The sequence below is a fragment of the Vreelandella nigrificans genome, assembly GCF_002374315.1.
GTDB classification, from domain to species: Bacteria; Pseudomonadota; Gammaproteobacteria; order Pseudomonadales; family Halomonadaceae; genus Vreelandella; species Vreelandella nigrificans.
The window spans coordinates 93,935-119,240 of record NZ_NWUX01000006.1; the positions used below are offsets into that span (position 1 = coordinate 93,935).

At 53.0% G+C, this 25,306-nt stretch carries 25 protein-coding genes; 14 read left to right on the plus strand and 11 right to left on the minus strand.

What is annotated here, in order from left to right; genetic code table 11:
* The first annotated feature begins 79 nt into the window (after positions 1 to 79).
* From CPA45_RS09350 to CPA45_RS09420, 14 genes are all read left to right on the plus strand, one after another.
* Positions 80 to 538, plus strand: a complete 459-nt coding sequence (locus tag CPA45_RS09350) for a DUF2170 family protein (protein ID WP_244287563.1) — start codon at positions 80 to 82, stop codon at positions 536 to 538.
* 82 nt (positions 539 to 620) lie between these two features.
* A complete protein-coding gene (locus tag CPA45_RS09355; RefSeq protein WP_096651290.1) occupies positions 621 to 1,316 on the plus strand; it encodes a PspA/IM30 family protein in 696 nt (231 codons plus the stop codon).
* Between the two features lie 80 nt (positions 1,317 to 1,396).
* The gene (locus tag CPA45_RS09360; RefSeq protein ID WP_096651291.1) at positions 1,397 to 2,476 is read left to right on the plus strand and encodes an ion channel; all 1,080 of its coding nucleotides are present in this window, start codon (positions 1,397 to 1,399) and stop codon (positions 2,474 to 2,476) included.
* Positions 2,476 to 3,189, plus strand: coding sequence for a DUF2491 family protein (locus CPA45_RS09365; RefSeq protein ID WP_096651292.1), 714 nt, complete (start codon positions 2,476 to 2,478; stop codon positions 3,187 to 3,189). The genes CPA45_RS09360 and CPA45_RS09365 overlap by 1 nt, the downstream gene beginning before the upstream one ends.
* A gap of 71 nt (positions 3,190 to 3,260) precedes the next feature.
* The gene (locus CPA45_RS09370) at positions 3,261 to 3,674 is read left to right on the plus strand and encodes a DUF350 domain-containing protein (RefSeq protein WP_096651293.1); all 414 of its coding nucleotides are present in this window, start codon (positions 3,261 to 3,263) and stop codon (positions 3,672 to 3,674) included.
* Between the two features lie 14 nt (positions 3,675 to 3,688).
* Positions 3,689 to 4,330: a DUF1190 domain-containing protein gene (locus CPA45_RS09375; protein ID WP_096651294.1), complete on the plus strand. Its 642-nt coding sequence runs from the start codon at positions 3,689 to 3,691 to the stop codon at positions 4,328 to 4,330.
* Positions 4,331 to 4,345: 15 nt separating this feature from the next.
* Positions 4,346 to 5,512: a glutathionylspermidine synthase family protein gene (locus CPA45_RS09380; RefSeq protein ID WP_096651295.1), complete on the plus strand. Its 1,167-nt coding sequence runs from the start codon at positions 4,346 to 4,348 to the stop codon at positions 5,510 to 5,512.
* 206 nt (positions 5,513 to 5,718) lie between these two features.
* On the plus strand, positions 5,719 to 7,746 hold the full coding sequence (locus tag CPA45_RS09385; protein ID WP_096651296.1) for a methyl-accepting chemotaxis protein: 2,028 nt from the start codon (positions 5,719 to 5,721) through the stop codon (positions 7,744 to 7,746).
* 10 nt (positions 7,747 to 7,756) lie between these two features.
* Positions 7,757 to 8,827 (plus strand): chemotaxis-specific protein-glutamate methyltransferase CheB, encoded by a 1,071-nt coding sequence (gene cheB / locus CPA45_RS09390; RefSeq protein WP_096651297.1) that lies wholly within the window; start codon positions 7,757 to 7,759, stop codon positions 8,825 to 8,827.
* Positions 8,824 to 10,206: a CheR family methyltransferase gene (locus CPA45_RS09395; protein WP_096651298.1), complete on the plus strand. Its 1,383-nt coding sequence runs from the start codon at positions 8,824 to 8,826 to the stop codon at positions 10,204 to 10,206. The genes cheB and CPA45_RS09395 overlap by 4 nt, the downstream gene beginning before the upstream one ends.
* Positions 10,206 to 12,266 (plus strand): hybrid sensor histidine kinase/response regulator, encoded by a 2,061-nt coding sequence (locus CPA45_RS22625; RefSeq protein ID WP_106408411.1) that lies wholly within the window; start codon positions 10,206 to 10,208, stop codon positions 12,264 to 12,266. Before CPA45_RS09395 ends, CPA45_RS22625 begins: the two co-directional genes overlap by 1 nt.
* Positions 12,259 to 13,515, plus strand: coding sequence for a diguanylate cyclase (locus CPA45_RS09410; RefSeq protein WP_244287564.1), 1,257 nt, complete (start codon positions 12,259 to 12,261; stop codon positions 13,513 to 13,515). The genes CPA45_RS22625 and CPA45_RS09410 overlap by 8 nt, the downstream gene beginning before the upstream one ends.
* Positions 13,490 to 14,032 carry a chemotaxis protein CheW gene (locus tag CPA45_RS09415; RefSeq protein WP_096651299.1) on the plus strand — a complete coding sequence of 181 codons (543 nt, stop codon included), beginning with the start codon at positions 13,490 to 13,492 and terminating at the stop codon, positions 14,030 to 14,032. Before CPA45_RS09410 ends, CPA45_RS09415 begins: the two co-directional genes overlap by 26 nt.
* Positions 14,032 to 14,400 carry a hypothetical protein gene (locus CPA45_RS09420; protein ID WP_096651300.1) on the plus strand — a complete coding sequence of 123 codons (369 nt, stop codon included), beginning with the start codon at positions 14,032 to 14,034 and terminating at the stop codon, positions 14,398 to 14,400. The genes CPA45_RS09415 and CPA45_RS09420 overlap by 1 nt, the downstream gene beginning before the upstream one ends.
* A 23-nt stretch (positions 14,401 to 14,423) precedes the next feature.
* On the opposite strand, the gene CPA45_RS09425 is transcribed toward CPA45_RS09420, so the two are convergent.
* The 11 genes from CPA45_RS09425 to CPA45_RS09475 all read right to left on the minus strand — a co-directional run bounded on the left by CPA45_RS09425 (position 14,424) and on the right by CPA45_RS09475 (position 25,146).
* A complete protein-coding gene (locus CPA45_RS09425; protein ID WP_096651301.1) occupies positions 14,424 to 15,635 on the minus strand; it encodes a molybdopterin molybdotransferase MoeA in 1,212 nt (403 codons plus the stop codon).
* A complete protein-coding gene (moaB, locus tag CPA45_RS09430) occupies positions 15,628 to 16,149 on the minus strand; it encodes a molybdenum cofactor biosynthesis protein B (protein WP_096651302.1) in 522 nt (173 codons plus the stop codon). The genes CPA45_RS09425 and moaB overlap by 8 nt, the downstream gene beginning before the upstream one ends.
* Before the next feature lie 5 nt (positions 16,150 to 16,154).
* Positions 16,155 to 16,487, minus strand: coding sequence for a DUF1244 domain-containing protein (locus tag CPA45_RS09435; protein ID WP_078088914.1), 333 nt, complete (start codon positions 16,485 to 16,487; stop codon positions 16,155 to 16,157).
* A gap of 165 nt (positions 16,488 to 16,652) precedes the next feature.
* Positions 16,653 to 17,753 (minus strand): formate dehydrogenase subunit gamma, encoded by a 1,101-nt coding sequence (locus tag CPA45_RS09440; RefSeq protein WP_096651303.1) that lies wholly within the window; start codon positions 17,751 to 17,753, stop codon positions 16,653 to 16,655.
* A gap of 11 nt (positions 17,754 to 17,764) precedes the next feature.
* On the minus strand, positions 17,765 to 18,379 hold the full coding sequence (gene fdh3B / locus CPA45_RS09445; protein ID WP_016915147.1) for a formate dehydrogenase FDH3 subunit beta: 615 nt from the start codon (positions 18,377 to 18,379) through the stop codon (positions 17,765 to 17,767).
* A 72-nt stretch (positions 18,380 to 18,451) separates the two neighbouring features.
* Entirely contained in the window at positions 18,452 to 21,304 is a 2,853-nt protein-coding gene (locus CPA45_RS09450; protein WP_096651304.1) for a formate dehydrogenase subunit alpha, read from the minus strand.
* 24 nt (positions 21,305 to 21,328) lie between these two features.
* Positions 21,329 to 21,532, minus strand: coding sequence for a twin-arginine translocation signal domain-containing protein (locus CPA45_RS09455; protein ID WP_096651305.1), 204 nt, complete (start codon positions 21,530 to 21,532; stop codon positions 21,329 to 21,331).
* Between the two features lie 29 nt (positions 21,533 to 21,561).
* Complete coding sequence (locus tag CPA45_RS09460) at positions 21,562 to 22,176, minus strand: TorD/DmsD family molecular chaperone (protein ID WP_096651306.1); 615 nt, start codon at positions 22,174 to 22,176, stop codon at positions 21,562 to 21,564.
* 4 nt (positions 22,177 to 22,180) lie between these two features.
* Positions 22,181 to 23,905, minus strand: a complete 1,725-nt coding sequence (locus CPA45_RS09465; protein WP_096651307.1) for a 4Fe-4S binding protein — start codon at positions 23,903 to 23,905, stop codon at positions 22,181 to 22,183.
* Between the two features lie 186 nt (positions 23,906 to 24,091).
* Positions 24,092 to 24,709 (minus strand): DUF3306 domain-containing protein, encoded by a 618-nt coding sequence (locus CPA45_RS09470; RefSeq protein ID WP_096651308.1) that lies wholly within the window; start codon positions 24,707 to 24,709, stop codon positions 24,092 to 24,094.
* On the minus strand, positions 24,706 to 25,146 hold the full coding sequence (locus CPA45_RS09475; RefSeq protein WP_096651309.1) for a DUF3305 domain-containing protein: 441 nt from the start codon (positions 25,144 to 25,146) through the stop codon (positions 24,706 to 24,708). Before CPA45_RS09475 ends, CPA45_RS09470 begins: the two co-directional genes overlap by 4 nt.
* Positions 25,147 to 25,306 lie beyond the last annotated feature (160 nt).

The window sequence follows — 25,306 nt, forward strand, 5'->3', positions numbered from 1 at the left end:
CAGACACTTACTAAACTGAACCATTTACTTCTCTTAGTGTTAAGGTAAAACCACTTATAGAACGATGGAGAAAGTCGCTTTGAACACATCTACCGTTACCAACGGCATCACCGCCACCGAGCTATATAATTTAGTAAGCCAACCAGCTTCCAGCAGTAGTGAAAACGCTAGCCTTGAGTGGCCCCAGGCCACGATTAGCCTGGATGAAACAAACCAGACGCTAATCTGGGAGCTTCATGATTACGGCAACTTGCCGATTACCCTGTCGCGAAGCGAAAATGAGTGGATAGCGATGGCACCTATCGTTGCCGTAGAGAGCATCACGAATACTGTCGAGCTGAACGAAGTTCTGCTACGCCAGGGTATTTCATTACCACTGGCATCTGTTGGTATTGTCGAGATCGATGGCCACGATTTTTATGTGGCTTACGGGCAGCTATTTGGCGATTCCAAACTTGAATCAATCTGCGCGGAACTACACGCTACAGCAGGTGCTGCGATGGAAGTTGCCGAACTGATACAAACGCATTTCGTTTAACGTATACAATAGATTATCTATTATCAGTGCCACTGTTATTAACTAATGTCGCTATCGCGGTGACATATAAGTGAGATCAATTATGTTAAGCAAAATTATGACGGCCCTGCGTGGTAAAGCCAATGAAACCGGCCAAGCGGTCGTAGACTCGCAAGCACTGCGTATTTTAGACCAGGAAATTCGCGATTCAGAAAACCACCTTAGTAAATCCAAAACGGAACTCACCCGCCTGATGGGGCTGCGTCAGCTAAACAGCAATAAAGCGGACACACTAGAAAGTAAAATTACTGAGCTGGAAAAAAGTGCTGAAGCTGCTTTAGATAAAGGCGAGGAAGCACTGGCGATGGAAGTCGCTGAGCGTATGGTAGCACTACAGGATGATCTTGAAGCCGAGCGTGCAATTGTGGGCGAGTACGATGCCAGCATCGAAAAACTGCGTGGCGCAATTCGTAGTACCGACAACCAACTGCGCCAGCTTAAGCAACAGGTTAGTGTAGTTAAAGCCACTGAGTCTGCACAAAAAGCGCAATCCGCCGTAGCTGCTCGTCACTCGGGCCAGAACAGCGCCATGAGCAGTGCGATGGAATCACTAGAGCGCATAAAAGAGCGCCAACAACTTAACTCTGCGCAAATGCAAGCTGCCGACGATATGGCCGCAGAAGAGAGTGGCAGCTCACTGGAGGCACGTCTTAAAGCGGCGGGCATCGGCGGTTCACAGCGAAAGGCGGATGACGTGCTGACTCGTCTCAAAGCCAAGAAGAACACTACCCAGGAATAATCCGTACGACCACCCAAACAACTAACCCACTGATGTTGCCCGCCGTCTATATCGGCGGGCCTAGTTCAAAGGGGCATCCAGTGCCTGTTTTTTTACGTCTGATCAAGGCGCTTCAGGCGTCTACGATCAAAGTTAGTTGGACATTTCTGTTCTTGATGGTGGTTTGCCATTCGGCTCTATCCTGGGCCTTCATGGCACTAAGCAATGAAGCGGTTGCAAACACGCTGGGGACATGGGTGTATTTTTACGTCACCACTGCCACGACTGTGGGTTACGGTGATTACAGCCCAGTCACACCGGGTGGACAATGGGCCGCCGCCTTATGGGTAATTCCTGGCGGCATTATATTGTTTGCCAGTTTGATCGGCAAAGCTACGGCTAATATTAGTTCAACATGGAGAATGCTGGTGCAAGGCAACGCTAATTACAGCAGCCTTTGCGGGCATACGCTTGTCATCGGTTGGCACGGTGAGCCAACGGCTCAAATTATTCGCATTCTGCAAGCCGACCCAAATCTTCCCGATGATATAGTGCTATGCGTGACTAAAGATATCGACAATCCATTGCCTGGCAGCATCAAATTTGTCAAAGGTGATAGTTTCTCGAATCCGGAATTGCTGGCACGTGCCGGAATTCAGGGAGCCAATCGGGTCATTATCTACGATGAGGCCGATGAGCGTGTGGCCACTATTGCTTTGTCGGTTTTTGATCAAAAGCCCCCCAACTGCCATGTTGTCGCTCACTGCGATAATCCTGCTACAGCCAACATGTTGCGCCGCACATTGCCAGGCATAGAGTGCACCCAAGGTCTATCGATTGAGATGCTGGTTCGTTCTGCGACTGATGCGGGCATCAGTCGTGTGGTCAATGAGCTGCTCGCCATTGATCACGGCGCAACCCAGTTCCAAGGGTGCTTGCCCGATACTCTACCGGCCGATCAAAAGGTTTGCTACGGAGAGCTGATGAACCTAGCAAAATCACGTGACAACGTGACACTACTGGGCGTATGGCGACCCTCTACTCAAACTCAGCAACTGCTCAACCCACCGGCTGATTTTATGGTGGGCAAAGGAGATACCCTTTATTACATGGGTAATAAACGACTGACCGAGGAAGAACTTACTACCTTGTTTATGTCTGCCGTCCAAGGAGCTAGCTGATGTTTAAGACGCTTAAAACACTATTTCGCGCTACTACCGCTCCACAAGAGCAACCTTCCCAAACTTCCCCAGGCTTACCCATAGGCATTTCCTCGGAGATGCTGGAAGGCCTGCGTTTGGATGGCCGCGTCAATATTAAGCTAATAGGCCTACGTGCCCACCAGGATGCACTATTTAGCTGGGACGATGATGCCTATCATCACATTGCTGCCGTGGGCCACGTTGATTTAGGTCAGGGGGCTCACCTAGTTCGCTTTTATTTAGATAATGACACTTGGCTACAGGCTAATATTGAGCATGGTCAGGTACTTGAATATAAGCTGTTTGACTTTTACCGTGTCGCCCATCTTTCAGACGCTGAGTTTGACAGCATGATTAACGGTGAAGATAAAAAGCCTGACAGCATCGGTGCTCACACCGTTACACTTGCAGCAACATCGGAAGAAGCAAGGACCTGCACCTATCAACGGGTATGGGGTAATAGCGATAGCCTTTGGTCTCCGCCAGTGGTATTTGAAGAGCAAGTCATGACAACAGAGAGTGTGATGACACGCTATGTAACTCATCATGTAATGCTGTATGAGCGCACTATCGAAGATTCTGAGCGTATGGAGTATTTACTGTTGAGCGCTGAAAACGATGGCGAAGGCGGTTATATGCTAGTGCAAAATGTGGGTGTGGATATTGCTTCTGTTGATATTGATGCAATCTGAAACTTCCGAGCTGTTATTAAACGCTATCTCTTACAAGCGATACTTTTAAGCTATAAAAGGAAACAACCACCATGGTGAACTACCTCTACGGCTTGCCGTCATTTCTTGCCTATTTAGTGACTGCGATTGCACTACTCGTCGCCTTTATGTATTGCTACAGCCGTATTACCCCCCACCACGAGTGGACGCTGATCCGCGAAGGCAATTCTGCCGCAGCAGCGGCATATGGCGGCTCTATTTTAGGTTTTACGATTCCGTTGTATAGCGCAATGGCGCACTCCATCAGCTTTATCGATTTTGTGCTCTGGGGTATTGTTGCCTTTATCGTGCAGTTAGCCACCTTCTTCGCGGTTAAGCTGTTTCTGCGCAAACAGGGCGAAAGTCTTTCCCAGCACATCACCGAAGGCCACCATGCCTATGGCATTCTGATGGCTAGTGTTGCGATAGCCGTCGGCTTGCTCAACGCCGCTTCGATGACGTGGTAAAGGAGAAAGTCGGCATGTCTAAACACGATCAAACACCGCATTTGCCGCGCCGTAAGCGCAGCGCGCGTTTGTCATTAGCAGTGATGGGCGCGGGCGCTTTTGGCCTTACCGCCTGCGGTCAACCACCGCAGGAAGAGCAAATAACCGAAGTAAGATTCGACGAGCCACGTAGCTTCCAAAGCGTCGAAGAGTGTGTAGCCGCAAATATCTATACCCGCAGCGCCTGTGAAGACGCCTACTCAGCCTCATTAGAAGCAGTGCCACGCTTCAGCACCCTTGAAGAGTGTGAAGCCGAGCACGGCGAAGGCGCTTGTACCGCCCCAACCGAGGCGCAAGCACAAGCGGCCACCGGCAGCAGCGGCGGTAGTTGGTTTATGCCCGCTATGATGGGTTACATGGTTGGCAGCATGATGTCTAACACCAACCGTGGCCGCTCCTTTGAGCGAGTTTATCAGGAGCCTGTGTACCGAAACCGCCAGAATCAGGGCAACTGGAACACCGCCTCGACCCAAGCCACTCAGCGCGTGACTCAACGTAATGAAGCAATGCGTAGCTCGGTAGTTCAGAACCGCCAAGCAGCTCAGAGTCGCCAAGCGAGTACTCAGCGCAGCGGTTTCGGCTCACGCTCTTCAGCACGGGGTGGCTGGGGCTCCTAGCCAGCTAACACTATCATGCTGCGAATCGACATTCCTGAGCGAAACAACTGGAAAGCCCTAGCCCACGAGCTGGGCTTTCATTTTCATACCATTGGCGGGGAGCCCTACTGGAAAGAAGACGCCTACTACCAGTTCACCATGGAACAGGTAGAACAGGACATTGAAGCCCCCACTGAGGAGCTACATGAAATGTGTATGGAGTTGGTAGATAAGGTCTGCCACTCCAACGCGCTAATGCAGCGTCTGTCACTACCGGAGCATATGTGGGACAGCATCCATCATTCGTGGAAGTCGGGACAACCGCACCTCTATGGACGAATGGACTTTGCCTATTCCGGCACAGGCCCTGCGAAGCTGTTAGAGCTTAACTACGACACCCCTACCTCACTGTATGAAGCGGGCTTTTTTCAGTGGGTGTGGCTGGAACAAGCCATTGAGCAAGGCATCCTTCCGCGCCATGCGGATCAGTACAACTCGATCCAGGAGCGGCTGATCAATGCCATGGCACACCTTGGCGACCGAATCGAAGCGCGCACGATGCACTTCTCCTGCATCAAAGATAATGCTGAAGAGCGTGCCACCGTGCACTACTTGCAGGATGTGGCGGTACAGGCAGGCCTAAAAGCCCCATTTATCTACACGGAAGATATTGGCCTGCGAGCAGGCATGGATCACTTTGTTGATCTGGATGATAAGCCCATTCATGCCCTGTTCAAGCTCTACCCCTGGGAAGAAATGGCCGACGACGACTTTGGCGAGCAGATCCCACAGCTCAACACCCACTGGTTTGAACCGCCCTGGAAAGCCATTCTTTCTAACAAAGGGATTCTCCCTCTGCTGTGGGAACACTTTGAGGGTCACCCTAACCTATTACCGGCGTTTTTCGAGAACGCTAGCAGCCCGCCGTTGCCTGCCGGATGGGTACGCAAGCCCTTCTTCTCCCGGGAAGGTAGTAACATAGAGTTAATCACGCCATCAGGACAACGTGAAGCGGTGGATGGGCCCTATACCGATAGTCCATGGATTCGCCAGGCATATCACCCAATGCCGAGGTTTGGTAATAACCACGCCTTAATCGGCAGCTGGGTCGTCGGTGATCGCGCCTGTGGGATGGGCATTCGTGAAGATGTAGGTCGCATCACCAAAGACTCCTCCTGCTTTGTACCCCACGCTATCGTATAAACACCAGCACTAATGGCCGAGGACAAACGCTGGACAACACTCCCGAAAAAAGCTGAAACTCAGGGTTAATGTCGTGAGCAGTACTATCTTAAGTAGGGCGGTAACCTTCACTCTGCTTTATTTAACCCTGAGAGATATTAGACAGCGTAAAGACAACAAACCGCTACGTTTTCAGGGCCACCGTTTATTTTGGAGCAAAGGCGAATATGATCGCGCGCTGGAAATCCCTGCCACTACGGCTACGGCTATTTATCTCTTTTGGGACGGTTTTAGCGTTCGCAATGCTCTTGGCACTCTACCTTCAAGCGCGCTCCCATAGCCAAGAGCGCCTGGAGAACCTGATTAACCATGAGCTCCCCGCGCAAGTTGAGGGGCTGGCCACGCACATCAACCTACGCTTAAGCCCAGCCCTTGCCATCTCAGAAAGCCTAGCGAACAGCTACTTTATTGAACAGTGGGTACAAAATGGGCTGGATGAAGAGCAACAGGTAGATGTTATTCGCTATCTATCACGCCTAATGGGCCAGCTCGATACTGAGCTGATGTTCATCGTCGCCCAGTACCAAGGCAGAGGCTACTACTTTCAGCTCCGTGACGGTGAGCTTTTGCAGCGCTCCTTGCTCGCCCCAGGAGGAAACGATGACTGGTACTACCAGTTCATTGATAGCAACGACGATTACAACCTAAATCTAGACAGCGATACCTTCTCGCCCGAGGATGCATTTGTCTATCTCAATTACCGCGGCAGAGAAATGGCGGCCAACAACCGCCCTCTTGTGGTGGCCGGTGCCGGGCTTAACCTGTCACATATGGCTCAACTGATCGAAGATTATCGACTTGGTGACACAGGCCGTGCAGCCATCCTAAGCGCCGAAGGCGAGTTATTAATTCGCAGCGATGAAACCAATATATCAACATTAAAAGAGCAAGAAGCTGAACAACTGTTCATTACTGACCGCGAGATTCACGTAAGAGAGGTTCAGCGCGATGGGCAAATTTACTTTATTACAACCCGCTGGCTACCCGAGCTACAGCGCTATCTACAAGTAGAAGTATCTAAGAGCGAGTACACCGCTACTACCCGTGAGCGCTTCTTGGCTTCTATCGGCTTGGGGCTAATTATTTTAGTGGTCGGACTAATGGTTCTATATCCCTTAACCGGCAGTCTGATCCGCCCCCTGACACGCTTCCAACGCCAACTAAAAGAGATTACCCATAGCCTAGACTTATCACGCCGGGTAGACACCGATGATCGCGCAGAGCTAGGCGACTTAGCCGCACAAACCAACGAGTTGCTGGCACGTCTTTCCCGGGCGATTGCTGCAGTGTCAAATAACTCTTTAGCCCTTACCCAAGTAGCCGATCGACTGGCACAAACCGCAGGGCTTTCCGGTGTTCAAGGCGGAGATATTAGCCACGAAGCCAATCAAACCATGGCCGCAGCAGTGGAAGAAATGGCATCTTCGGTGGCCGAAATCACTTCAACTATGGAGGAGCTCTCGACCTCGTCCACCCAAATTGCCGATCACTCCCAATCGGTTGTCGATGTTGCCAACCAAACGCTGGAGCGTAGCCGCAAAGGCAGCACAGCCATGCAACTGCTGCAGGCTAAAATGCAGGACATCCGCAGCGACAGCGAGCAAAGCCTCTCTGAGATTATGACGTTAGGCGCTAAATCCAAACAAATCAGTAAGGTAATGGAGCTGATCAATACCCTTGCTGCACAGACCAAACTGATCGCGTTTAATGCCGCTTTAGAAGCCTCGAGCGCAGGGGAGTCTGGGCGACGTTTTTCGGTTGTGGCCAATGAGATTCGCCGCTTAGCCGATAGCGTGACCGATTCTACCCAGGAGATTGAGGGTCATACTGATGAAATTCAACAGGCCATCAACCGCTTAGTGGTTGCCTCTGAAAAAGGAGCAACCTCAATAGAGCAGGGGGTAGAAGCTAGCATCAGCACTGCACAAGACTTGGAAGCGCTGCTTAAGGCCGCTAGTCAAACCAGTAGCGCTGCCCAGCAAATATCGCTCTCCACACAGCAGCAGAAAACAGCCAGCAATCAGGTCGTGATTGCACTGCGTGATATTGATACTGCCAGCGCTCGTAATGCTCAATCCGTGCGCAGCATTACCGACATTAGCCAAGATATGATTCTGATGTCTACAGAACTGAATGATCTCGTCCAGGAATTTACACTGGCACAACATAACAATAATCAACAACGCCCTTCCTGAGGACGCTTTGATGAGTGCAATTCGGGTGGTGATAGCAGACGACAGTCAATTATCGCGTGCTGTGCTACGCGATATACTCACTCGTGATGGTGATATTGAGATTATCGGCGAAGCGGCTAATGGCCGTGAGGCTGTTGACATGGCGAGACGCCTTGCACCTCAGTTGATCACCATGGATCTGAACATGCCGGTGATGGACGGGCTTAGCGCTATTGAAGAGATCATGCACACTAAGGGCGTGCCAATCCTGGTAGTTAGCGACCGTTCTGATGCACAGACAGCTTACCGGGCCCTGGAGGTTGGTGCCCTTGAGGTACTGCCTAAACCGACCATTGATGAAGAGGATGCCGAGCGGCTCCTGGAAAGGGTCCGGCTGCTTTCAGGTGTGGCGGTAATTACTCGACTGCGGCGCCGCCCAACATCGCCCTCCCCATTGCCCACCGCCATACCTCCGTTACCATCTAGCCCCAACAGAGCAGCGTCTCGTGCCTTTCAGCGCGTTGTCGCCATCGCTTGTTCAACAGGCGGGCCGCAGGCACTCGCTCGCCTACTGAGTAAACTGCCAGCAGGTTTTCCAGCCCCCATTATGATAGCTCAGCACATTAGTCATGGCTTTATAGAGGGTATGGCAACCTGGCTGGGCTCACTATGCAGCCTGCCAGTTAGCGTCGCCCAGGATGGCGAGCGTATCCGACCCGGGTGTATTTATCTCTCGCCCTCCGAGTGTAATCTTTGTGTAACTTCTCAGCACCGCCTTCGGCTAGAGGCAAGCCCTAAGGGTGCCCTTTATCATCCTAGTTGCGATGCACTTTTACACAGCGTTGTCAGCGTGTATGGCACCGATACAATTGGCGTTATTTTGACGGGCCTGGGCCGTGACGGCGTGAGCGGCATGCGTGCCATTCACTTGGCTGGAGGCACAACATTTGCCCAAAACGAAGCGAGCTCTGTAATCTACGGCATGAATCAAGAAGCTGTAAATTCAGGTGTTGTCCAGCATGTTATTGCTTTAGATGACCTACCTAGCCGGCTGCTGCGCGAGGTTCGCTTCCATCATTCCTCCTGCCGGGTACCCCGATGAGTACGCTTGCGCTCTTTAAGCAACTGGTGCATCAGCGCTGTGGGCTACACCTAGAAGGGCTTGCGGAAGCGCGACTAGTGAAAGCGGTGGCGCTACTGCGTACGCGAACAGGAATTCATAGCCCTACATTGCTGATTAGCAAGCTGGAGCAAGATAGCCCCCTTTTTGATTACTTCATCAGTCAATTAACGGTCAACGAAACCTACTTTTTTCGTGAGCCTGAAGCACTAAACTGGCTGGTCAATACACATTTACCCAAGCTCCTGGTGAACAAAAATGCACCATTGTCTATTTTAAGTGCAGGTTGCTCCTCGGGCGAAGAACCTTATAGCCTCGCGATAGCGCTTTACGAACGTTACGGTGAACGCGCCAAACAGCTTTTTCATATTACCGGTGGCGATGTTGACCAGCAGGTACTTGATAAAGCCCAGGCTGGAATTTATGGAGGCATGGCATTTCGCGCCCTTCCCTCATCGTTAAAGCTACGCTATTTCTCAGCGGAGGGCAGGCGCTTCAAGTTGCTTGATACATTACGGCAATGGGTCACCTTTTGCTCATTTAACCTACTAGATCACAACGCGCAGGCACTAGGTGGCCCGTTTGATGTGATTCTATTCCGTAATGTCTCCATCTATTTCGATGAGGCTACCCGCCGAGCGATCCAGCAGCATCTGAAGCAACTGCTCACCCCAGATGGTATTTTGCTATGTGGCGTTACCGAAACGCTTGGTAACGACTTGGGCGTGCTAGAGATGGTTGAGGAACATGGCCTGTTTTATTTTCGTGACCACGCCGGGCCGACGCACTCACCTGTCTCTTCTAGCATGCCCACTGTAACCAGCACGCCAACATCCACTTGCCACTCAGATATCGACGACAAATCAATTCACTCTTGCCCAGTTCCTCCCCCTGGAGATGCTGGCAGCCAGACAAACGTGACGTCTAAGGACTTTCACGACACACTGCATCAAGCCAACGATCTGTTAAACCAGAGCAGTTTTACCGCGGCCCGAAACCTGCTCGAACCGCTACTCGTTGAGCAACCTTGGAGCGTAGACGCCCTTCTACTCGCCGGCCTTGTAGCCCGCTGGCAGCAGCAACCCCAGCAGGCATTCGACTATTTTAAACGAGCGCTATACGTAGCTCCTGAGTGCTGGCCTGCACACTTTTATCAGGCCGAGTTGCTGCGTTTAGGCGAGTTAACTGGTAACGCTGCCCAGCGCCAGCGTGGTTACGCCGCCGTGGTACGCCTGCTGGAGTCATCCCCTCAGGCAGACGGTGCGCTGCAAGTGATATCCCCGCCGTTGCCACCAGGTGATGCCTGCTTTCTCTCCAAGCGTTACTTAAGCGAGCAAACCGCCATACAGGGAGTTGGCTAATGGTTTTGGATATCCGACGTTTTATTCAACGATTTGTGGAAGAAGCTGCCGATCATCTCCCACGTTTGCGTGAAGGCGTGAGTGCCCTTGAACAGGGAGATGCAGATAAAGAACGTATTAACGAACTGTTTCGCGCGGTGCACACGCTAAAAGGCTCCTCGCGGATGCTGAAGTTAGCTCCAATTACTGCTATTTCCCACAGCACTGAAGAGCTATTAAGTGCCTTTCGTGATGGCAGCCAAGTACCCACTCCTGCTACCTCCAGCTTGCTAAATCAAGCCATCGATGCTTTGGCAGACTTAGTTGGGCAACTCGCTCGGGGAGCAACGCCCGCCGACTTAGCCAATGCCGACCCTGCGTTATGCCACGCCCTAGAAGCTGCAGCCACAGGAAAGCTACCTGCAAGCACCCCACCAACAGTGGCAGGGGTAAAAGTGAATACTGCAGCAAGGTCAACCAATCTCGATCCACTTGGCAAAGCGGCAGGCAGCACTTCAATGGTACTAAGCGACACAGTGCGCGTACGCCTTGACCGTTTAGATGACGTTATCCGCCTCATGGGCGAAGTTCTCTCCGGCCATCATCACTTACATAGTTTGGTTGAGCAGGCACGTCTACTAGGTACAACACTGCCCACAGGCCATCAAGCCACTTTTAACGCGTTTAACCGTGAGCTAAAAGATAGTGTGCTCAGCCACGATGCCCTGATGAGTGACCTACACGACCGGGCGCTGCAAATGCGCATGCTGCCATTAAGTGTCGTGTTTGACCCGCTGGCCCAAATGGCAAGGGAACTAGCTCACTCTCTGGGTAAGACAGTTGACTGCCGAGTGCGAGGCAGCGAAATCGAGCTGGATCGTCAAATGATTGATCGACTATCAGACCCGCTCATTCACCTGCTGCGTAACGCACTTGATCATGGACTAGAGCCCCCCGAGCAGCGTCAGTCTATAGGCAAGCCACAGCGCGGCCAGCTAACCTTGAAAGCGTGGCAGGATGATAGCTGGGTAGTCATTGAAATGCGTGATGACGGCGCAGGTATCAGCGTTGAAGCGGTGCGCCAAAAAGCACTCGCCAAGAACCTGCTCACCGAAGAGCAGCTCCAGGCACTGAGTGAGCAGGAAACCTTGGAGCTGATTTTTTTGCCTGGGTTCTCTACCAAAGCAATGATTACTGACTTTTCCGGGCGTGGGGTCGGCATGGATGTAGTTAAACGCACCATCGTCGACGAACTTAGCGGGGACCTACAGCTTGTTAGCGAGGCGGGTACAGGTACCTGTTTCACTCTGCGCTTGCCACTATCGCTGGCAATGATGCGGGTTCTCCTGGTTAACGTTGGCCAAGCGACGTTGGGAGTAACAGCCCCTCACGTCGCAGAGCTTTTGGAGTGCTCTACCAGCGAGTTTATTGACGCCGCAGGGCAAACTGCGCTGATTCTGCGTAATGAGTTTGTACCCGTCGTAGCGCTTGCCGAGTTGCTTTCGCTGCCAACCACCACTCAACAGGCCGATAACGTCCTACTATTGGTGGTCCACCAACGCCAGCAAAAACTGGCGCTGATTGTCGATGCACTAGTAGATGAACGCGACATGGTGATTAAGCCATTACCTGCTCACTTACGCTACTTACCACTCGTATCAGGCATGGTTTCTCAAGGGCGCAATGCATTGGTGAGCCTACTGCATGTACCAGCACTCTTAGAGCGTGCTCGCCGCACCGAGCAACGCGGCATCGCAACAACGACTACGACAACCCAAGCGCATCGTATTCTTGTAGTGGATGATTCGTTAAATACTCGTGAAATCGAAAAAGACGTGCTCGAAGCCTGGGGCTACCAAGTTACTTTGGCGGAAAATGGACGCGATGGTCTAAACAAGGCGCTCGCCGATAAGTTTGATGCAGTGCTCACCGATGTTGAGATGCCCGTGATGGATGGCTTTGCGCTAACCGCGAGTCTGCGCGAAAATGAAGACTACCGTCATAAGCCTATTATTATTATCACCTCCCGTGAAACAGAGGCTGACCGCCAACGCGGTATCGAAGTAGGTGCTGATGCCTAATCAAGTAAGCCAGTTGCTTCACCATCTACGCTGTTTCGGCCACGAAGTAGAGCATTTTGCAGATACCACGACCTTCTTTAATGCAGTGCTAAACCGTCGTCCAGATGCCATTATTATGGATGTCCAGTTTCCCCAGGGAAACACCGCAGGCACCGAAACACTCACCAGCCTGAATAAACTCATCGGCGAACGGTTACCTTCCATTGTCCTATCCGCCCACGCTGATTTTTACTCGCGCTTAAGTGCCGTTCGGGCAGGCTGTGACGGTTATTTCACCAAGCCGGTCAAGCCGCTTGATCTCATGCTGGCGGTAGATGATTTGACCACACCACCAGAGGAAGAGCCTCTGCGTGTACTGGTTGTCGATGACGAGCCAGAAGTGGCAGCCTATCATGCACTATTGTTAGAAGAAGCTGGCATGGTCGTACAGCAGGTTAATCACCCCGCTGACGCGCTCGATGCCCTTGAACGCTTTAGCCCTGACCTACTGCTCGTCGATGTTTATATGCCGGTTTGTTCTGGCGAAGAACTGGCTAATATTATTCGCCAGCAGCCCGAATACGTTGGCCTACCGATCATTTACCTGTCTGGTGAAACCGACAGCCGAAAGCAGCTTTCAGCCATGACGGCTGGCGTAGAAGCCTTTATTACCAAGCCTGTGGAGCCGGAAGCGCTGGTCTCTGCGGTAAAGCTACGCGCCGAGCGACTACGTCTATTGCGTTCACTAATGACCTGCGACAGCATGACCGGGCTTTATAATCACAGTACTACCACCGATTTAATCGGCAAAACACTCTCCCAGGCGTATCGTGACCGCACGCAGCATGCAATGGCAATGATTGATATTGATCACTTTAAAGCAGTCAACGATACCCATGGCCACCTTGCGGGTGATCAGGTAATTATCACCCTAGCAAGATTATTAAAAACGCGCTTACGCGTATCCGACATTATCGGGCGCTATGGCGGTGAAGAGTTTGTGGTGCTGCTTAAGGGCATCAGCGACGAGCGCGCCAGCGAACTCATCGATGCACTGCGCAGTGACTTTGAACAGGTAGAGTTCCATGCTGGCGGGGAGCGTTTTCGCTGTACGTTCAGTGCTGGGATTAGCAGCTTCCCCACCCACCTCTCCACGGAATCGCTCCGCCTAAGCGCCGATCAAGCGCTGTATCGCGCCAAACACCAGGGGCGTAACCAGGTGGTTGTTAGCAAGGAACAAGATAATGACGGATTCACAACCACCCCTTAATGAATCATCCAACATGACGTTTGAGCAAGCACTAGCTACACACGGTGACGACAGCGCCATTGTGGATGTGGATGAGCCCTGTCAACAAATGGTGCTATTTCACTTGTCAGGTCAGTCATTTGCACTGCCCGGCCAGGCCGTTAGCGAAATTTTAAAGGGTGATACTCCAGTCTATTTTGTGCCTGGATTGCCAGCCTCTACCCAAGGTGTGATACACCTACGTGGAAAAATCGAGTCGTTAATCACGCTGCAGCCACTTTTGGGGCTACCGGAAAGCGATACAGAGGGTATGATTCTCATTGTTCGTGCAGCAGGAATAAGTAGTGCTGTGCGCATTGACCAGTTGGACGATGTATGTGAGCTGCCAATCAGCGCTTTCAAGCCGGCACCTGCTACTCTTGCCAGTTCGCTGCGCCCCTACGTTAGCGCCCTCTGGCAACCCAGCGAGCAGCGTACCGCCACTGCGTTACTGGATGTCGACGCCCTATTTAAAGCTTACCAGCAAGGGCTTGGCTAATGGCCCCCAGCCAAGTGAGCTGCGTGCTATTTAATACAGGCGCGTATCAAGTGGCGATTGAAGCGCACTATGTGCAACGTATCGACAGCGCTCCCACAGCGCCACGCCGCGTAGCCATTGATACGCTACTGCGGCTCAACACACTCACTACTCCCACCCGCTGGCTAACCCTACACGACACCCAAGGAGTGTGGCAGTTGGGCATCACCGGAGAAAGCGTGCTGGGGGCACTACCAGTCACCATACTACAGCGACTACCACCGCTGATTGACGCGCATCGCCCCCACCCTGCGCTATGCGGGCTAGCACTGGAAGGTAATAGGCTGATACTGCTGCTTAACGGTGCACTGTTGGGCCCCGATAAGTAATCCTGCTCAGCCCAACTCTTAAGTCAACCCAGGCCCTTTAGCCATAGACAGCGAACAAGCGAGCCGTTCTCAACCTTCTGGTGGGGGGCAATCACTGCTAAGGCGTCGGCACTAATACATGACGAGAGCACCCCAGAGTTTTGGTCCTCAAACGCATCGGCAATGACTCCTGTGTCAGTAAAACGTAGCGCAACGCGCATATAGTGCTGACGAGGCCCAGTATTGGTGGTGAAGTTAGCGATGGCCGTTAGGGTAGGCAGCGCGTTTAAAGCAGGGCAGCCAAGTAACGCCCCCATTACGGGACGCAAAAATAGCCAAGCACCCACAAAACTAGACACTGGATTACCCGGAAGCCCTACAAAGCGAGCTTCACTGCCATCCGTGCGAGGCAGACGGCCCAGCGCCAGCGGCTTACCAGGACGAATCGCCAGTTTCCACATGTCCAACTGGCCCAGCGATTCCAGCGCGGCTTTTACATGATCCTCTTCACCCACACTAACCCCGCCGGTACTGACGACTACATCAGCCTCCATCGCCGCTTGACGTAATAGTGCAACGGTCTGAGCGTAATCATCCGGTACACTAACCAGCTGCACTACCTCCGCCCCAAAGTTTTCCAGCAAGCGCTTGAGCATCGGCCGGTTGGAGTTATATAGCTGCCCCGGTTTGAGCGGTGTGCCTGGATCAATAATTTCATCACCCGTCGAGAGCAGCGCCACCCGAGGCCGACGACGTACGTTGACTTGGGTTATCCCCTGGCCAGCCAAATGGCCCAATGCAGCAGCTTCCAGCCGCTCACCGGCATTCAGCAATATAGAGCCTCTTTTCACGTCGCGCCCCTGGAGGCGAACATTATCACCAACGGGAATCCCCTCAGGTATTAGTGCACGTTCGCCGTCCATCTCTACACGTTCCTGCATCACCACGCAGTTGGCACCAGGAGGAATTGCTCCACCGGTAAAGATTCGCGCGCAACTGCCTTCAATCAGTGGCACGGCGGGGCTACCCGCCGCAATACGCTGACTAATGGGCAACCGTTTCCCCGCATCAGCAGCGCGCAATGCATAGCCGTCCATGGCGCTGTTATCAAACGGCGGTACATCCAGCTGCGCGGTGACCGCGTCAGCCAGCACCCGTCCTGCGGCAGCTTCGAGAGGAACAGTCTCAGCACTTAGAGGGCTGACTCCTGCCAGTAGTGCTTCAAGTGCGGCTGAAATTGGCTGTAAATCAGCCATGCTGACCTCGGCCTGGGATAACCAGATTAGCGAAGTTGCAGGGCTTATGGCGGCTATCCAACTGCTCGGCAAGAATGCCATCCCAGCCAGTTCGGCAGGCGCCGGTGGACCCCGGCAGGCAGAACACGACCGTTGCATTCGCTAAGCCACCGAGGCAACGACTTTGGATGGTGGAGCTGCCAATCTCATCACCGCTTAGCTGGCGAAAGCGCTCACCAAAGCCTTCGATGCGCTTATCCAGCAGTACCGAGATGGCTTCCGGCGTAGAGTCGCGGCCGGTAAAACCGGTGCCGCCAGTGGTAATCACCACCTGTACCTTCTCATCGGCGATCCAGTTCGCCACCACAGCGCGAATGCGATAGACATCGTCGGGTACGATGCGCTTTTCAGCGAGTGTATGACCGGCGCTGGTTAAACGCTCAACTAATGCTTGGCCGCTACGATCCGTTTCTTCACTGCGGGTATCAGATACGGTAAGCACGGCGATATTAAGGGGAACCATCGACTCACTCATAGAATTCACCCTTGCTTCGCTGCTTTCTTTTTAGCATGGTGTGCTTCCCAAGCCGCCATCTGCTCCGGTGTTGCTGGCGGCTGATAAAGCTCCTTCCACTCGCTATAAGGCATACCGTAAACGTGCTCGCGTGCCTCTTCGTAGCTGAGGGATTCTCCGCGAGTTTCTGCTGCCGTGACCAACCACTTGGAGAGACAGTTACGGCAAAAATCTGCCAGGATCATCAGATCGATATTCTGCACATCTTTATTATCGTCTAAATGCTTAAGCAGGCGACGAAACGCGGCAGCTTCCAGTTCGGTTTGGGTAGAAGTGTCCAACTCATTAAACGCTGACATTACCGTTTCTCCTATCAAGTGATATCGTTTTAAGCGACGCAAATTTTAAAGGGCGTAGGTTTTAAGCAACACGTGTTTTCAGAAACATACGCTTTAACAAACATAGAAGCAGCATAACAAAAGACACCGCTCGGAGGCGGTGTCGTAGAGCATTACTTTACGTCATTAGCTTGGCCGAGAGGCTGAAATGTCACCGCTGCTGTCTCCCGACTTACGAGCGGCCAACTCCTCCTCTGTGATCGCTTGGTCTTTTACCTCTTCATACCATAAGTTGTGGTGCTCTTTCGCCCAGGTCTCATCCACATAACCAGTGGTCATGGCTTCCAAAGAGCCTTCGGTTCCCACCGTACCGATATAGATATGACCCAGCGCTACCGCCGTTAACCCTAGCGCACCTACCGCGTGGATGATATTCGCCCACTGCATGGTGTCACGGCTCTGGTTGAAGTTAGGAAAATCGAGCACAAAGCCACTGGCAACGACCACTAGACCCACAGTGGCCAGCAGCCAGTACCACGCTTTCTCACCACCATTGGCAAAACCAGCGTCTGGATGGTGTTTGCCAGTTAAGCCGCCAGCCTTTTTGAACCACACCCAGTCTTGCTTCTTGGGGATGTTGTCTTTTAACAGGCTAATCAGCAGCACAATAAGCAAAATTCCAAATATCGGGCCCAGGTAGTTATGCAGCACTTTAGAGGCAGAGATCATCCATCCCCAGAAGGCATCGCCGAACAAAGAGCGAAACACAAACTTGCCATACAGTAGGTTAAGCCCCGTCAGCGCCAAGGTGATAAACAGCGTCGCTACCGTCCAGTGTAATGAGCGCATAAAGAGCGACCAACGAAACAGCTTACGCCCCGTGCGTGGCTCGTCTAACTGCTTACGACCAACGATAACGTAGAACAGGGTAATTACTGCCGCCATGCCTATTATCGCAATCAGTCCAAACGGTGATACCCAACGATTACGCAGAATTCGCCATGTCTCGCCACTCGCATTGATCAGGTTATAGGTACTCTCGTGTCGCGAGTCACGAAAATTAGGCCCCGTCTCCCCGCTACGGACTTGTCGCCACTGCTCAGCAGTGATGCCAGGAGCGGCAGAACTCATCTCGCGGTCAGGGTCAGCCTGGGCAACTGCCACTTGTGTGAAACCAAGGCTTAGTACCAGAACAAACGCTACCAGCATACAGCGCCAGATACCCAGGGTTAGCCCTTTACCTGAGCGCGGCGCCCTTCCGGGCAGCTGTGCAGTCAACAGGTTCATGACACGCCTCCTTACCCTTTACGGGCAGCATCATAGGCTAGGTTGTCGGTACTGGCCTGAGGGTTGTTGGACCAAGCACCATCTGGGTGGCCACGATGCACGACACGCTGACGGAAGATATCGGCTACGTCTTGGGCATCACCTGCGAGAAGCGCTTTGGTGGAACACATCTCGGCACATAGTGGCAGTTTGCCTTCGGCAATACGGTTAGAGCCGTACTTCTGATACTCCTCTTCTTTACTTTCAGCAGGGCCACCCGCGCAGAAGGTACACTTATCCATCTTGCCACGCTCACCAAACGCGTTCTGTTTCGGGAACTGCGGCGCACCAAAGGGGCAGGCATACAGGCAGTAGCCACAACCAATGCACAGATCTTTATCGTGCAGCACAATACCGTCATCAGTTTTGTAGAAACAGTCGGTGGGGCAAACCGCCATACATGGCGCATCGTCACAGTGCATACAGGCCACTGAAATCGACATTTCACTCGCTTCACCGTCATTAAGTGTGACCACACGGCGACGCTGGATGCCCCACTCGACATCATTGGCGTTTTTACAGGCGGTGACACAGCCGTTGCACTCAATGCAGCGCTCGGCATCACACATAAATTTCATTTGAGCCATGGTGTTCTCCTCTTGCCAGCGCGGGCCTCGCCCGCACTGGCAGTGCTGTCAGGTCGGGACTTTTTTCTAGACTCAGGCACGCTCAATACGACAAATGGTGCATTTGGTCTCTTGCATCAGTGTCACCGGATCATAGCCGTAGGTAGTTGCAGTGTTAGCCGACTCACCAATGATGTAAGGATCAGAACCCTCCGGATAACGGTCGCGCAGGCTTTCCCCTTGGAACATGCCGCCAAAGTGGAATGGCATGAAGGCTACTTTGCGATCGACACGCGGCGTCACCAGTGCTTTCACCTTCACGCGGCCGCCTTCCGCGCCCTCTACCCATACCTGGTCGCCATCGAGCACGCCAATATCGTTGGCATCTGCGGGGTTAATCTCCACAAACATCTCCTGTTGCAACTCAGCCAGCCACGACATGGAGCGTGTTTCCTCACCACCACCCTCGTACTCAACAAGGCGACCCGAGGTAAGGATGATCGGATAGTCGGCGCTGTTATCACGGTCCTGAATGGTTTTGTACAGTGTCGGCAGGCGCATGATGGAGTCAAAGTCGTCCCAGGTGGGAAAGCGTTCAACCAAATCACGCCGCGTGGTGTAGAGCGGCTCACGGTGTTTCGGCACCTGATCAGGGAACGTCCAGACCACCGCACGCGCTTTGGCATTGCCGTAAGGCGCGCAACCATGCTCAATCGTTACCCGCTGAATACCGCCTGAAAGGTCGGTTTTCCAGTTTTCACCTTCAGCCGCCATTTTCTCCACGTCGGTCAGGTCGTCCCACCAACCCAAATCTTTCAGCAACTGATCGTTGAACTCAGGATAACCATCGTCAATATCGCCGCCGACTGGCGCAGAGCCTTCTGCCAGAAGATTGACGCCATCTCGTTCAATACCAAACCGGGCGCGGAAGCCCATACCGCCTTCCATCACCGGCACGCTGGTGTCGTAAAGGTTAGGCGACCCCGGATGACGGAATTCAGGTGTGCCCCAACAGGGCCATGGCAGGCCGTAGTAGTCGCCGTCGGCGGGGCCTCCCTGGGCACGCAGGTTTTCAAAACTAAAGGTATGCCAGTTTTGCTGGTGCTCTTTGAGACGCTCAGGGCTTTGCCCGGTGTAGCCTACCGTCCACATACCACGGTTGATTTCCCGTAGAATGTCCTCGATTAGCGGCTCGTTACCATTCATTTGATAGTTCTTGACCAGCTCGTTACCAAAGCCCAGTTTACGGGCAAACAGGTACATGATTTCGTGGTCTGGTTTGGATTCAAACAGCGGCTCAATCACTTTATCGCGCCACTGGATAGAGCGATTGGTTGCGGTGACACTACCGGTGGTTTCAAACTGGGTCGCCGCAGGCAACAGGTAAACCCCATCGGAACGGTCATGCATAACGGCGGCAACAGTGGGATAGGGATCAACAATGACCATCATCTCCAGCTTCTGCATCGCCTTCTGCATTTCGACGCCGCGGGTTTGCGAGTTAACCGCGTGCCCCCAGTAGAACATCGCTTTTAGTGCGCTGCGTTGGGAGATGTTTTCATCCTCTTCCAGCACGCCATCCACCCAGCGGGAGACCGTGATACCACTGGAGTACATCGGTTTCCCATCGGCGTATTCCGTATCATCAAAGCGCCCTTTCAGCCACTCGTACTCAACGTCCCACACCTTAGCCCAGTGCTGCCAAGCGCCTTCTGCCAAGCCGTAATAACCCGGCAGCGAATCAGAGCCCAAGCCTAAATCGGTAGCGCCTTGGACGTTATCGTGGCCACGCAGGATGTTGGCACCACCGCCTGCTTTGCCGATATTGCCTAGCGCCAGCTCAAGGATGCAGTAAGCGCGGGTATTGTTATTACCAGTAGTGTGCTGCGTACCGCCCATGCACCATACAACGCAGCCAGGACGATTATCGGAAAGGCGCTTGGCCACATCGAACATGTCTGCTTCAGATACGCCAGTAATGTCTTCCACTACTCTTGGCGTAAACTGAGCCACTTCGGCACGTACTTCATCCATACCATAAACCCGCTGGCTGATGTACTCGCTATCTTCCCAGCCATTTTCAAAAATGTGCCACAGCAGGCCCCAGATATAGGCAACATCGGAACCTGGGCGCAAGCGCACATATTTATTGGCCTTAGCCGCTGTGCGGGTAAAGCGTGGGTCAGCAACAATGATGTCGCAGTTATTACGCTCCTTGGCTATCAAGATATGCTGCATCGCCACCGGGTGGGCTTCGCTCGGGTTGGAACCAATAAACAGCATCGATTTGCTGTTATGCATGTCATTGAGCGAGTTAGTCATCGCCCCATAGCCCCAGGTATTTGCCACGCCAGCCACTGTCGTGGAGTGGCAGATACGTGCCTGATGGTCAGTGTTGTTAGTGCCCCATAGCGAGGCCAGCTTACGCATTAGATACGCCTGCTCGTTATTAAACTTGGCCGAACCTAGCCAATACACGCTATCCGGGCCATGTTCATCGCGCAGTTCAAGTAACTTGTCGCCGATCTCATTGATAGCATCATCCCAACTCATCCGCTCCCACTCACCCGCTACCAGCTTCATTGGGTACTTGAGCCGTCGTGTTGAGTGCCCATGTTGGCGCAGTGAGGCACCTTTCGCGCAGTGGGCACCACGGTTAATTGGGTGGTCAAACGCGGGCTCTTGCTTGGTCCAAATCCCTTCTTGAACTTCTGCATAGGTACCACAGCCCACCGAACAGTGAGAGCAGATGGTGCGCTTTATTTCCACTGGGGAGTCTAGCACCGGCGTTTTCTGCGCCGACTCGGCGCGCTGCATCATCGGTGCGCCCATAAAACCTACGGCTGCCACGCCACCGGTGGCAACGCCCGTGCGCTGCAAAAACTGACGGCGGGAAATGCCCAGCCCAGAGGCCTTGGGGGTCGTTGTTTTGCGAGTTAGACGCATGGCAATTCTCCTGGCATTTAGCCGTCAGTCGCGCAGCGACGCGTAGTAGGCACGAATATGGTCCGTCTCATGATAATTGGACGTTGTTTTTTCGCGCTCAGCTGGCTTGCTGTTATCAGCCTGAGCCAAAGTTACATGGCCCACGGTAGCGGCAGCACCCGCGGCTGCAGTTCCTAAACCGATGGTTTTGATAAACCGGCGGCGCTCAGGGTTATGTGACTTGTGCATGAGGATCTCCTCTTACATGCCCTTTCATCTTATGGCTCAACGATACGAACCGGCTGATAGGCCGCTTGATCATTCAAACTGGCCTGTTCGCTTTCCATAAAAGCGCCACCCAACTTCCCAAGCGCTGAATAGAAAACGGTGTCTACCTTGGCAAGGTCAGCAAAACAGCTACCGGCCCAGGGCTTGATATGCTGCTGAAAAAAGTAGCTTTGTTCATGGCTCTGTGACGCCACCAGCATCGCCATAACCTCGCAGACAGCAGCTAGATGGTCTTCTGGTTCACAGACAGACTCACAACGCTCAAAGCCCAACACACGCAAATCGCGGCGTAACGCCACTAAAGCGGCCTCCATTAATTCACCGTTTAAATACCAAGAGCCGTAAGGCACTACCTCGCCCTGAATGACTCCCACCAAATGGCGAAAATGGGCTCGCTGTAGTTCCTGTGGTGTACTGGAATTAGCAGCGCTGGATAGTGCTGTCCAGCACTCCGCAAGTCGGCTGCCATCCCGCTCGATTTCAAGTTCAGCCAACCACTGCAGCAGCTCAGCGTCAGGGGCTTGGCGCACCAGACTGGCGACTAGCTGATAAATCTCAGCCCGGAGTGACTCTGAATCACTCAGCAGGGGCATCGCATGGCTCATTGCTTCATACCTTTAATTGCGCGTCAGGGTCACGGATCATGGTTTTCCAAACATCCTTCACTCGACAGTCTTCACACATCTCTAAACGTGCCATTGCCTCCCCAGCAAAATAAGGGTGGTGCGCGAGTTTCTGTTTAATAGCCGCCACTGTGCTGACGGTCGCAAAGGGCTTGCCGCAGCTAATACACTCAAACGGCGCTTCTGAGTGGCAAATATGCCGCGTTTGCCGCTCGGGTGAGGCCAAAAATCCAGGCAGCAGGCTAATCGCATCCTCAGGACAGGTCTTTTCGCATAAACCGCACTGTATGCAGTCTGCTTCGCGGAAGCTGAGTGAAGGGGTATCGCCACCGGCACTAAGCGCTGGCGTCGGACAGTTGCTGACACAGGCATAGCAGAGCGTGCAGGCTGAGTTATCTACCTCAATAGCACCATAAGCTGCTCCGTTTGGCATCGGGTGGCGTTTGCCGCTTGGCGCTCCTAACTCTGCTAAGCGCTCCAGCACACGGTTTAATCGCAGACGTTTATCAGGCTCAAGCAAGGCCAAGGCGGTATCAGTAAGCGGCATTAAAGCGGGTAGTGCATCGCGGGCGGCACTATCATTCGGTTCAATAAACTGGATACGTGCGGCATCATGGCCCAGCGCTTCAAGCACACTATGGGCTTGGGCGAGCTGATTGTTTAAAAAAGTACTTAAACGGGGGGGCATCGCCTCGTACAAATGGATCCGCACTTCAGCGGCACCATTGGCCAGCGCGGTAAGCCATTGGTCATGTCCCGCTGCCCCCAGCTCCTCAAGCGGCGCATCCAGCACATAGCCAGGTGTTACTACCCCGGCTTGGCGCTCCATGTCGAGGGCATCCTGGGTGATGAAGCGCATTACCGGCACTTGGCCACCTGCTTCACGGTAGGCTGTCAGCCAGCCCCCTAAGGTATCCTGCTGACGGTGAGTCTCCGGCAAGCGAAACTCAATTGCCCCCGTGGGGCAGGCGCTGGTACAGCTACCTACTCCTTGACAGAGAAACGGGTCAATTTCAATGCGTGACTCAATCCGCCCTTTATGGCTGGTGATTGCATCTGTGGGGCAAACATCCAGGCAACGAGTACAACCGATATTGCCGCTGGAAGAGTGGGCACAAAGATCACTGTTTACCTGGAAATAACGCGGCTTATCAAACTCGCCGATCAGTTCAGCGACGCTGTCTATCGCCTCACCGGGGTTGCCTGCCATCGCCCAATCAAGCTGCACGTAGCCAGGTGGAGGAAGCTCCCAGGAGAGAGCGTTAACTGAATGCTCTGCACCGGTCATATCCAGCACGATATCAAACACACTCCGCTCAATCAGTGCTTGGGCTAAGTTCAGCTGTTCACCGTCAGCAGAACGAAGTTCAACTTGAAACGCCCCTAAGTGGCCAGAAATGTGAAGTCGCTGAAGCTGCCCGGGTGACAAGCAGTGCTCTATTAGTGGTTCATTACCACTTGAAAGCGCTTCCTGTTGTGCAGGCTCATCAATGAACATCAGGGTTAGCGATGCAAGCCCTCGGCCTTGTAACAAGCGGGCAGCAGAGTATGTCGCTTGAGCACTACCCAACAGCAGCGCATGGCCACGACTATGGTAGGTAACATTAGCCGGCGTTAAATTGGCCGGCCACGAGATGCGCTGACGCACCGCCTCGCGAGCGGCGACGTTGCGCTGGTCGTCTAACGACGCCAGTTGAATTCGTTGGTTCATGCATGCTCACGGTCAGAAAGTCATTTTTGTTATAATTAAAAGTTATCAGTATTTATCTTAAACGCATATCTTAACGCCTCATCTCTTATGAGCGTATGAGGCTATAGTCTTTTTTGCCACTTCAAGAGGGCTGGCACATCAACTCCGCACCACCGAATAAGACCTAATCACCTGTTTATAAAATATTTATTTTATTTTAGTACATTCGTCTACGTCTTCTTCTACCGAATCAGACTGGTCGTCTAGCTGCAAATCTTGTACACGATGGTCGCCACTTGTACTGGTATGAGTGCTGGTTTCAGCACTACTTTCCGTAGCCCCCTCCGCTACACTGCTGTCTTCATTTGCTGCCGCTGGCTGCTCTTCCACCTTGTTTGCCCATCGGCGCAGTTTCCCCGCCAGCTCGCTCGCCATGGGCTTTAATTGTTGGCGATAATCAGCATCATAATCGTCCAAACCATCGCGCACGTTGTAGTTACCAGTGGCCCATAACCGCTTAAGCGCCCGTCGACGCAGAGCGGCACTGACTCCTGAGACCATAAACACACTGAAATCACTGCCCGGGGGCAAGGTGTCGGGGTCAGGCAGGGTGTGGTCTAAGCTGCCCGGTGCAGGCGCCTCCTGTTCAGCTTGGTCGCCCACTTGCATTTGTGGCTCACCAGGCTGCCCTGGCTCTAGGGTGCCATCTCTTACTTCCGCTTCCGTGCCGGTCTGTTCCGCTAGCGGAGCTGGCTCCTCACTTACCAAAGTAGGCTCATCTTCCACACCGCGCTTTTTACGCGACCAACGCTCTAGACGACTCACTGCGGTTGCTCCTTGGTGGGTAGCTCTTTCGCTCGCCCCGCCCCTTTACGTTTTTTCTTACGCATTTCCTGCACCGCCTCGCCATGGCGGGCGAGATAGCTCTCCAGCCATACCTGAATAGCCATCGGCATCGGTGCCTCCAGCACTTGTTGTTCCCCATCCATCCAACCAGCCGCCACATCCTGGCTGGCAGTGATGGCGTCAGGCTTAGGTGTTTGGCCAGTAAACCCGGAGCGAACAAACAACCGTGGGGAGGCAGAGGTCAAATTGAAACGGTAGGCAGCGCGCTCTGTCATTGAAAGCTGAAGTCCTAATACACACTCCCCCTGGTCACCGGGTGCCAGGCTAGCAATGCGCCACTGCGTCAGCGTATAGCCCTTCACCTGCTTAGGTTCGGCAACCAAGGTAATGCTCAATGCGCGCAAGTTATCAGTCATAGCGGGATACCTCTTTGCTAACTACCTTAGACCTTGAATGGGTAGACAAGTAAGCCCCTGGGGAGCCATCATCGTCAACTCAGAGTGTTTTGCTCAACTATTATTGGTTTTTAGGTACTGTCATTTTAAGTACTGTCATTTAAGCACTGTCATTTAAGTA